Raw genomic sequence first — 10,274 nt, forward strand, 5'->3', positions numbered from 1 at the left:
TGGCGGCTTCGGCCCCGCGCCCGCGAGTGACGGGCAGCGCCGCTTCCTGCACGACCGCGACGCCTTCCTCGGGCTGGTCGAGCGCTGCGATGACATGGCCCGCGCGGGCGACGTGGTGGGCTACGCGCCGCACTCGCTGCGGGCGGCGGATGCGGCGGATCTCCGGGCGCTGGCAGAGGCACTGCCCGGGCGCAAGGTCCACATCCACGTGGCCGAGCAGGTGAAGGAGGTCGAGGACTGCCTCGCCTTCTGCAACCGCCGCCCCGTCGAGCGGCTCTACGAGACCGCCGAGGTGACCGCCGACTGGTGCCTGATCCATGCCACCCACCTGACCCCGGGCGAGGTGGCGCTGATCGTGCGCTCCGGCGCGGTGGTGGGGCTCTGCCCGGTGACCGAGGCCAATCTCGGCGACGGCGTCTTTCCGGCCCCCGACCTTCTCGCGCGCGGCGGGCGCTACGGCGTCGGCACCGACAGCAACGTGGGGATCTCGCTAGCCGAAGAGCTGCGGCTGCTGGAATACGGTCAGCGCCTGACCGCCCGCGCGCGCAACGTGCTGGCCACCGAGGAAGGCTCGACCGGCACGCAGCTTTTCCGTCAGGCTCTGGCGGGCGGCGCGCAGGCGCTGGGCGCGCCCGCGCCGGAGATCGCCGAGGGCGCCCTCGCCGATCTCGTGGCGCTGCGCGATCCGCTGGCGCTGGGCACCGGAGGGGCCGAGACGCTCGACCGCTGGATCTTCGGTCCCGAGGTCGCGGTCAGCGACGTCTGGGTGCGCGGCCGGCACCTCGTGCAGGACGGGCGGCACGTCGCCCGCGAGGCCGTCGCCGCGCGCTTCGCCAAGGCGGTCCGCAAGGTGCTGGCGGGGGCCTGAGCCCGGTTCGGCAGGGCGCAAAGTGCCTCGCCACTGCCGCCTGGCGGTGATCTGTCCTAGGCGGTTTGATTTCGGGTCCGACGCGGTCATCCTGCGGCACGCGGCGCTCGCGCGGGCGATTGCCAGTGCAGTGCTCGGGGGACTACAGTCCGGTCATGGAGATCTCCGCACCCGCGACCCCCGGCGACGAGCAGGGCATGACCGACGAGGCATGGCAATCCGTCCTGCGGGCGGTCGACCAGACCTATTCCGAGCTTGTCGCGCATCAGGAGCAGCTGGAAAGCCAGAACGCCGAGCTGAGCGCCGCCAACCGGCTGATCGAATCCGTGCTGGCCTCGGTCAGCGACATCCTCATCGTGATCGACCGCGACGGCACCGTGGCCGAGGCGAGCGCCTCGCTGCTGGCGCTGGTCGACGGCGGGGCCGAGGCGGTCATCGGGCAGCACGCGGCGCAGATCTTCGACGCCGCGGGGGCGGGTCAGCTGACCGAGGCGCTGTCCCGGCTCAAGCTGCACCCGGCCGAGACCCGTTTCGAGGCTGCGATCCCCACCACCACCGGCGCGCAGCCCTTCGACATCGTGCTCTCGGCGCGCATCGACGCCCGCGAGCGCTTCGGCGGCGCGGTGCTCAGCGGCCGGCCGCTGGGCGAGCTGCGCCGCGCCTATGCCGAGCTCGAGCTCAGCCACGAGCAGCTCAAGCAGGCCCAGAGCCAGATCGTCCGCAACGAGAAGCTGGCATCGCTGGGCCGGCTGCTTGCGGGGGTGGCACATGAGCTCAACAATCCGATCAGCTTCGTCTACGCCTCGGTGCATGCGCTCGAGAAATACGTTGGCCAGTTCGAGACCTATTTCCAGCAGGTGCAGGCCGGGGCCGCGCGCGAGGAGCTCATGCAGCTGCGCACCGAGCTCAGGCTCGAGCGCGCGCTCTCGAACCTCGGCACCGCGATCCACGGCGCCCGCGAAGGCGCCGAGCGGGTGCGCGACATCGTGGCCGACTTGCGGCGGCTGTCGTCCGAGGGCAGCGGCGAGCGCGTCGATTTCGACCTCGCCGAGACCGCCCGGGTCGGGGCCCGCTGGGTCGAGCGCGGCTCGAAACCCGGCGTGGTCGTCGGCTTCTCGGGCGCGCCGAGCCTGCTGGTCCGGGGCGTGCCGGGCCACGTGCAGCAAATCGTCATGAACCTCGTGCAGAACGCCATCGACGCGGTCGACGGCCAGAAGGCGCCGCAGGTGACCATCGCGCTTGCGCGCCACGACGGCATGGCCCGGCTGACGGTCTCGGACAACGGCCCCGGCATCCCCGAGGCGCAGCGGGCGGCGGTGTTCGATCCGTTCTTCACCACGAAACCCGTGGGCAAGGGCACCGGGCTCGGGCTTTCCATCAGCGCCAAGATCGCCGATGAGCACGGCGGCCAGCTCGCGCTGTTGCCCGACGGACCTGGCGCCACATTTGTACTGGACCTGCCCCTTGCCGAACGTTCCGGAGACAGCTGAATGAAGATCCTCTGGTTGCAATCGGCCGGCTGCGGCGGCTGCACGATGTCGCTGCTCTGTGCCGAGAACCCCAACGTGCTCGACACGCTGGGGGATGCGGGCATCGAGTTCCTCTGGCACCCCTCGCTGTCGGTCGAGACCGGAGACGAGGTGACGGACCTTCTCTCTGCCGTGGAGCGGGGCGAGATCGCGCTCGACGTGCTCTGCTTCGAGGGCTCGGTGGTCACCGGGCCGCGCGGCACCGGGCGCTTCCACATGCTGGCGGGCACGGGCCGGCCCATGCTCGACTGGGTGCGGGCGCTGGCGCCCCGGGCCGGTCACGTGGTGGCGGTGGGCACCTGCGCGGCCTATGGCGGAATGACGGCGGCGGGTGGCAACCCCTCGGGCGCGGTGGGGCTGCAATACGACGGGCGTTCGAAGGGCGCGGCGCTGGACGAGGGCTTCACCAGCCGCTCGGGCCTGCCGATCATCAACATCGCGGGCTGCCCGACCCATCCCTCGTGGGTGACGGAGACGCTGCTCATGCTGGCGGGCGGGGGGCTCGGGGCGGCGGATCTCGACGGCTTCGGGCGGCCGCGTTTCTACGCCGACCACCTCGTGCATCACGGCTGCACCAAGAACGAATACTATGAGTACAAGGCCAGCGCCCGGACGCTGTGCGAGATCGGCTGCATGATGGAACACCTCGGCTGCGTCGGCACGCAGGCGGTGGGCGATTGCAATATCCGGCCGTGGAACGGCGAAGGGTCCTGCACGCGCGGCAACTACCCCTGCATCGCCTGCACCGCCCCCGAGTTCGAAGAGCCGGGCCACGTCTTCACCGAGACGCCCACCATCGCCGGCATCCCGGTGGGGCTGCCCTCGGACATGCCCAAGGCGTGGTTCATGGCGCTGGCCTCGCTCTCCAAGGCGGCGACGCCCAAGCGCATCGACACCAATGCCCACTCGGACCGCATCCGGGTGGCGCCCAGTCCCAAGGGGCGGAAATGAGCGAGCGGCAACTTCTGGTCGGCCCTTTCAACCGCGTCGAGGGGGATCTCGAGATCCGGCTCGACGTCCGTGACGGGCGCGTGACCGCGGCCTATGCCAACTCGCCGCTGTTCCGGGGTTTCGAGATGATGATGCTTGGCAAGGACCCGCGCGACGCGCTGACCGTGACGCCGCGGATCTGCGGCATCTGCTCGATCAGCCAGTCGAAGGCGGCGGCGCTCGCGCTGGGGCAGGTGTCGGGCGCGTCGATGCCGCCGCAGGGCGCGCTGGCGGCGGCGATCCTGCACGGGGTCGAGAACCTTTGCGACCACCTCAGCCATTTCGCGCTGTTCTTCATGCCCGACTTTGCCCGCCCCGTGTATGCCGGGCGGGCGTGGCACGACCGTGCCGTGGCCCGCTACACCGCGCAGGAGGGCTCGGCCGTGCGCCCTCTGATCGAGGCGCGGGCGCGGCTCTTCCATATCGTGGGGCTTCTGGGCGGCAAGTGGCCGCATACGCTGGCGATCCAGCCCGGCGGGGTGACCCGCGCGCCGGATGCCCGCGACCGCATCCGCATCCAGACCACCCTGCGCGCCGCGCGGCGGGTGCTGGAGTCTGAGCTCTTCGGCGGCGCGCTGGAGGCGTTTTCCGCGCTGTCCTCCATCGAGGCGCTGGAGGGCTGGGCGGGGGGCGACGTGGCGCTGTTCTCCGAGATCTCCGCCGATCTTTCCCTGGGTGCGCTGGGTGTGGGGCCGCAGCGCTATCTCTCCTGTGGCGCCTATCCGCTGGCCGAGGGACGCGTGACGAAAGCGGGCGTGTGGGAGGACGGTCGCGTCGATCCCTTCGATCCCGCCGCAATCGTCGAAGACGTCAGCCACGCCTGGATGCTGGGCGAGGGGGCGCACCCTTCGCAAGGCGTGACCGTGCCGGACGAGGACATGGCCGCGCCTGCCTATTCCTGGTGCAAGGCGCCGCGGCTCGGCGGCCGCCCGGTCGAGGTCGGCGCGCTGGCGCGGCAGGTGGTGGACGGCCACCCGCTGGCGCTGGCGCTGGCCGCCGAGGGCGGGGTGCGGGCGCGCATCGCCGGGCGCCTGCTCGAGATCGCGCGGCTGGTGATCTGGCTCGAGGCATGGGCGGCGGCGCTCGACCCCTCGGCGCGGTTCATGGACACCGGGCCTGCGCCGCGGGATGGGGCGGGCGTCGGGCTGGTCGAGGCGGCCCGCGGCACGCTGGGGCACTGGATCTCCTGTGCGGGCGGCCGGGTGGGCGGCTACCAGATCGTGGCGCCCACGACCTGGAACTTCTCGCCCCGCGACGGGCGCGGCGTGCCGGGGCCGGTGGAAGCGGCGCTGATCGGTGCGCCTGTCGGCGAGGACGAGCGGACGCCGGTGGCGGTGCAGCACGTGGTGCGGAGCTTCGATCCCTGCATGGTCTGCACGGTGCACTGATGGTTCCCGGGGCAGGGCGGCCATTCGGTTCTGCGCTGGAGGTCTGGTCGCGCGCGGGTCCTGGTGTGGTGCGGTCATTCGGCCGTCGGGCGTGTGGCGATGCGGGAGGGGGCGCTGCCTCCGTCCGCTGGCGCGGACTCCCCCGGGATACTTGGAGCCATTGGAATGGGGGAGCGTCGTGACCGGCCGACGCATCCGGGTGCGCGGGCAGGTGCAGGGCGTGGGCTTCCGGCCCTTCGTCTGGGCGCTGGCACGGCGGTTCGGGGTGTCGGGCGAGGTCTCGAACGACGCCGAGGGCCTGCTGGTGCTGGCGGCGGGCGGCGACCTCGACGGGTTCGAGGCGGCGCTGTCCGCCGAGTCGCCGGTGCTGGCGCGGGTCGATACGGTCGAGAGCGTCCCGGCGGAGGTCGTGGCCGAGGGGTTCCGCATCGTGGCCTCGGGCGGGCCGGGGGCCGAGACGCGGGTGACGCCGGACGCGGCGACCTGCAGCGACTGCGTGGCCGAGATCTTCGGGTCCGGGCGGCGCGCGGGCTATGCCTTCACCAACTGCACCAATTGCGGGCCCCGCTACACGATCCTCACCGGGCTGCCCTATGACCGGGCGCAGACCACCATGGCGGGGTTCGTTCTGTGCGATGCGTGCCGTCGCGACTACGAGGACCCCGCCGACCGGCGTTTCCACGCCCAGCCGGTGGCCTGTCCGGCCTGCGGACCGCGGCTGTGGTTCGAGCAGGACGGAGGCGAGGTGGCGGGCGACGCGGTGGCGCTTGCGGCGGAGGTGCTGGCGCGGGGTGAGGTGCTGGCGGTCAAGGGGCTCGGCGGGTTCCACCTCGCCTGCGATGCCACCGATGCAGAGGCGGTGGCGGTGCTGCGGGCGCGCAAGCGGCGGCCCGCCAAGCCTTTCGCGCTGATGGCGCCGCTGGTGCAGGTGGTGCGCCACGCGGAGGTCTCGGAGGCGGAGCGGGTGCTGCTGCAGGACCCCGCCGCGCCCATCGTGCTGCTGGCGACGGCGGGTGAGGCGCTGCCGGAGGGGCTCGCGCCGGGGCAGGGGCGGCTGGGCTGGATGCTGCCCTACACGCCGCTGCACCATCTGCTTTGTGCCGCGCTGGGGCGGCCGCTGGTGATGACGAGCGGCAACCTTTCGGGCGAGCCGCAGGTGATCGGCAATACCGAGGCGAGAGACAAGCTGGCGGCCATCGCGGACGGGTTTCTCATGCACGACCGCGACATCGCGCGCAGGCTCGACGACAGCGTCGAGCGGGTGACGCCGCAGGGGCCGATGGTGCTGCGCCGGGCGCGGGGCCGGGTGCCGGGAACGCTGCCGCTGCCCGATGGCTTTCCCGACCGGCAGGTGGTGGCCTATGGCGGACAGATGAAAGCGGCGATCTGTCTCGTGAAGAACGGGCAGGCGCTGCTCGGGCATCACCTGGGCGAGCTCGACGAGGCGCTGACATGGGAGGCCTTCCTGCAGGCGGATCGCGACTATGCCGCGCTCTTCGATCACCGCCCCGAGCTGGTGGCCTGCGACCTGCACGAGGGGTTCCGCTCCACGCAGCACGCGCGCTCGAAGGGTCTGCCGGTCACCGAGGTGCAGCACCATCACGCCCATCTGGCGGCCTGCCTTGGCGAGGCCCTCTGGCCGCGTGACGGCGGGCCGGTGGCGGGGATCGTGCTCGACGGGCTGGGGCTCGGGCCGGATGGCCCGATCTGGGGGGGCGAGGTGCTGCTGGGCGATTACGCGTCGTTCGAGCGCCGGGCATGGCTGACGCCCGCGCCGCTGATCGGCGGCGACCGGGCGCAGGCGGAGCCGTGGCGCAACGCGCTGGTGCGGCTCGATGCGGCGGGGCTGGGGGCGCTGGCGGACGGGCTGTTTCCCGACGCGCCCCGCGACATGGCGCGGCAGGCGGCGCGGGCGGGGGTCAATGCGCCGATGTCCTCCTCTGCCGGTCGGCTTTTCGATGCGGTGGCGGCGATGCTGGGGCTCTGTCCGATGAGGCAGAGCTACGAGGGCGAGGCGGCGATGCGGCTCGAGGCGCTGGCCGTGGCCGAGCCGGGGCACCCGGGCTACGACTTCGGCGTGGTGCAGGGGGCGAAGGGGCTGCAGCTCGACCCGGCGGAGATGGTCGCGGCGCTTGCGGCGGACCTCGCGGCAGGGCTGTCCCCGGGCCGCATCGCGTGGCGCTTCCACGCAGGGCTTGCCCGGGCCTTCGCCGGAGTTGCGCGCGGGTTGGTCGAGCAGGGCGAGGCGCGGGCGGTGGCGCTCACGGGGGGCTGTTTCCAGAACGCCCTGCTGCTCGATCTGACGGTCGCGGCGCTGGGCGATGTGCCGGTGCTCCTGCACCGCAGGACGCCCGCCAATGACGGCGGGCTGGCGCTCGGCCAGGCGCTGGTGGCGCTGGCGCAGATGGAAAGCCGCTGACCGGAGCAGTGGAAGCACCGGCAGCGGCGTGACCGTTCCGCTGCGGTTGGGCGGCGATCAACCCTCTGATCCAAAGCGTTTTTCAGAAATTCCTGCGACATGGGCAAATCCCTTCCGCACGCGGTGGCATACCGGGATGCTGGAACGATCCCACGGCACCGCGACCCCACGGCACCGCGACGCCGTTGCACGTGACTCGTCAACTGGAGGAGGGAGCCAGCTTGAGCCAGATCGAAACCTTTTACGAGGTCATGCGGAGCCAGGGCATCACCCGGCGCAGTTTCATGAAATACTGCTCGCTGACCGCCGCCGCGCTGGGCCTCGGCCCCGCCTTCGTGCCCAAGATCGCCCACGCGATGGAGACCAAGCCGCGCACTCCGGTGATCTGGGTGCACGGGCTCGAATGCACTTGCTGTTCGGAGAGCTTCATCCGCAGCGCGCACCCGCTCGCCAAGGACGTGGTGTTGTCGATGATCAGCCTCGATTACGACGACACGCTGATGGCCGCCGCGGGCCACGCCGCCGAGGCGGCGCTGCAGGACACCATCGACAAGTACAAGGGCAACTACATCCTCGCGGTCGAGGGCAACCCGCCGCTCAACGAGGACGGCATGTACTGCATCGTCGGCGGCAAGCCCTTCGTCGACCAGCTCCGCCACGCGGCAGAGCACGCCAAGGCCATCATCAGCTGGGGCGCCTGCGCGTCCTATGGCTGCGTGCAGGCGGCAAAGCCGAACCCGACCCGGGCAACGCCGGTGCACAAGGTCATCACTGACAAGCCGATCATCAAGGTACCGGGCTGCCCGCCCATCGCCGAGGTCATGACCGGCGTCATCACCTACATGCTGACCTTCGACCGCATGCCCGAGCTCGACCGGCAGGGCCGCCCGGCGATGTTCTATTCCCAGCGCATCCACGACAAGTGCTACCGCCGTCCGCATTTCGACGCCGGCCAGTTTGTCGAGCACTGGGACGACGAGAACGCGCGCAAGGGCTACTGCCTCTACAAGATGGGCTGCAAGGGCCCGACCACCTACAACGCCTGCTCGACGGTGCGCTGGAACGAGGGCGTCTCCTTCCCGATCCAGTCCGGTCACGGCTGCATCGGCTGTTCCGAGGACGGCTTCTGGGATCAGGGCAGCTTCTACAACCGCGTCACCGACCTGACCCAGTTCGGGGTCGAGGCCAATGCCGACAAGATCGGCATGGCAGCGGCGGGCGTCGTGGGCGGCGGCATCGCGCTGCACGCGGCGGTCTCGGCGCTCAAATCGGCACAGAAGAAGACCCAGTCTTCGAAAGAGGAGGTGTAACCGATGGTTATCCAGACCCCCAACGGCTACACGCTCGACAACGGCGGCCAGCGCGTCGTCATCGACCCGGTGACCCGGATCGAGGGCCACATGCGCTGCGAGGTGAACGTCAACGACGAGAACATCATCACCAACGCGGTCTCGACCGGGACCATGTGGCGGGGACTCGAGGTCATCCTCAAGGGCCGCGATCCGCGCGACGCCTGGGCCTTCACCGAGCGCATCTGCGGTGTCTGCACCGGCACCCACGCGCTGACCAGCGTTCGCGCCGTCGAGGACGCTCTGGGGATCCAGATCCCCGACAACGCCAACTCGATCCGCAACATGATGCAGCTGGCGCTGCAGATGCACGACCACATCGTGCACTTCTACCACCTGCACGCGCTCGACTGGGTGAACCCGATCAACGCGCTCAAGGCTGACCCCAAGGCGACGTCCGAGCTGCAGCAGGCGGTGTCGCCCAGCCATCCGCTGTCCTCGCCCGGCTACTTCCGGGACGTGCAGAACCGGCTGAAGAAATTCGTGGAATCGGGCCAGCTCGGGCTCTTCAAGAACGGCTACTGGGACAACCCGGCCTACCTGCTGCCGCCCGAGGCGGACCTGATGGCCACGACCCACTACCTCGAGGCGCTCGATCTCCAGAAGGAGATCGTCAAGATCCACACGATCTTCGGGGGCAAGAACCCGCACCCGAACTGGCTGGTGGGCGGCGTACCGTGTCCGATCAACATCGACGGCGTGGGCTCGGTCGGCGCGATCAACATGGAGCGGCTGAACATGGTTCAGTCGATCATCCAGCAGACGCAGGATTTCAACCGCAACGTCTATATTCCCGACGTGAAGGCGATCGGCGGGTTCTACAAGAACTGGCTCTACGGCGGCGGGCTGTCGTCGCAGGCGTGCCTCGCCTATGGCGACATTCCCGAGCATCCGAACGACTTCTCGCCCGAGCAGCTTCACCTCCCGCGCGGCGCAATCATCAACGGCGATCTCACGCAGGTGCATGACGTCGATCCGCGCGACCCCGAGCAGGTGCAGGAGTTTGTCGACCACTCGTGGTACACCTACGGCGAGCCCGGCAAGGGCCTGCACCCGTGGGATGGCGTGACCGAGCCCAAGTACGAGCTCGGGCCCAACGCCAAGGGCACCCGCACCGACATCAAGGAGCTCGACGAGGCCGCGAAATACTCGTGGATCAAGGCCCCCCGCTGGCGTGGTCACGCCATGGAGGTCGGCCCGCTGGCGCGCTACGTGGTGGGCTATGCCAAGGGCCACGAGGATATCAAGGGCCAGGTCGACGGGCTGCTCCGCGACATGGGGCTGCCGCTCGAGGCGGTGTTCTCGACGCTGGGCCGCACCGCGGCGCGGGCGCTGGAATCGGAGTATTGCGGCCGCCTGACCCAGCACTTCTTCGACAAGCTGATCAACAACATCCGCAACGGCGACCAGTCCACCGCCAACATCGAGAAGTGGGACCCGTCCACATGGCCGAAGGAGGCCAGGGGCGTGGGCATGACCGAGGCGCCGCGCGGCGCGCTGGGGCACTGGATCAAGATCGAGGACGGGCGCATCGACAACTACCAGTGCGTCGTGCCCACCACCTGGAACGGCTCGCCGCGGGACACCGCCGGCAACATTGGCGCCTTCGAGGCCTCGCTCATGAACACCAGGGTCGAGCGCCCCGAGGAACCGGTCGAGGTGCTGCGTACGCTGCACAGCTTCGACCCCTGCCTGGCCTGCTCGACCCACGTCATGTCGCCCGACGGCGAC

Annotated in this window: 7 protein-coding genes; all 7 read left to right on the top strand. The window is 70.5% G+C overall.

The window, feature by feature from the left end; all coding sequences use genetic code 11:
• Positions 1-868, top strand: an 868-nt coding sequence (locus HC022_RS12460; protein ID WP_167452647.1) for an amidohydrolase family protein, incomplete at its 5' end; no start/stop codon positions are given.
• 155 nt (positions 869-1,023) lie between these two features.
• Positions 1,024-2,358 (top strand): sensor histidine kinase, encoded by a 1,335-nt coding sequence (locus tag HC022_RS12465; protein WP_167452648.1) that lies wholly within the window; start codon positions 1,024-1,026, stop codon positions 2,356-2,358.
• Positions 2,359-3,348: a HupU protein gene (locus tag HC022_RS12470; protein ID WP_167452649.1), complete on the top strand. Its 990-nt coding sequence runs from the start codon at positions 2,359-2,361 to the stop codon at positions 3,346-3,348.
• Positions 3,345-4,775 carry a nickel-dependent hydrogenase large subunit gene (locus HC022_RS12475; protein ID WP_167452650.1) on the top strand — a complete coding sequence of 477 codons (1,431 nt, stop codon included), beginning with the start codon at positions 3,345-3,347 and terminating at the stop codon, positions 4,773-4,775. Before HC022_RS12470 ends, HC022_RS12475 begins: the two co-directional genes overlap by 4 nt.
• Positions 4,776-4,953: 178 nt before the next feature.
• Entirely contained in the window at positions 4,954-7,194 is a 2,241-nt protein-coding gene (gene hypF, locus HC022_RS12480; protein WP_167452651.1) for a carbamoyltransferase HypF, read from the top strand.
• Between the two features lie 221 nt (positions 7,195-7,415).
• The gene (locus HC022_RS12485; RefSeq protein WP_089958118.1) at positions 7,416-8,504 is read left to right on the top strand and encodes a hydrogenase small subunit; all 1,089 of its coding nucleotides are present in this window, start codon (positions 7,416-7,418) and stop codon (positions 8,502-8,504) included.
• 3 nt (positions 8,505-8,507) lie between these two features.
• Positions 8,508-10,274, top strand: a 1,767-nt coding sequence (locus tag HC022_RS12490; RefSeq protein ID WP_167452652.1) for a nickel-dependent hydrogenase large subunit, incomplete at its 3' end; no start/stop codon positions are given.

The organism is Salipiger sp. HF18 (assembly GCF_011806505.1).
Taxonomy (GTDB): domain Bacteria; phylum Pseudomonadota; class Alphaproteobacteria; order Rhodobacterales; family Rhodobacteraceae; genus Salipiger; species Salipiger thiooxidans.

Coding starts and splice junctions, on each gene's coding strand:
- HC022_RS12465 (WP_167452648.1), top strand. CDS start 1,024: ATGGAGATCTCCGCACCCGCGACCCCCGGCGACGAGCAGGGCATGACC.
- HC022_RS12470 (WP_167452649.1), top strand. CDS start 2,359: ATGAAGATCCTCTGGTTGCAATCGGCCGGCTGCGGCGGCTGCACGATG.
- HC022_RS12475 (WP_167452650.1), top strand. CDS start 3,345: ATGAGCGAGCGGCAACTTCTGGTCGGCCCTTTCAACCGCGTCGAGGGG.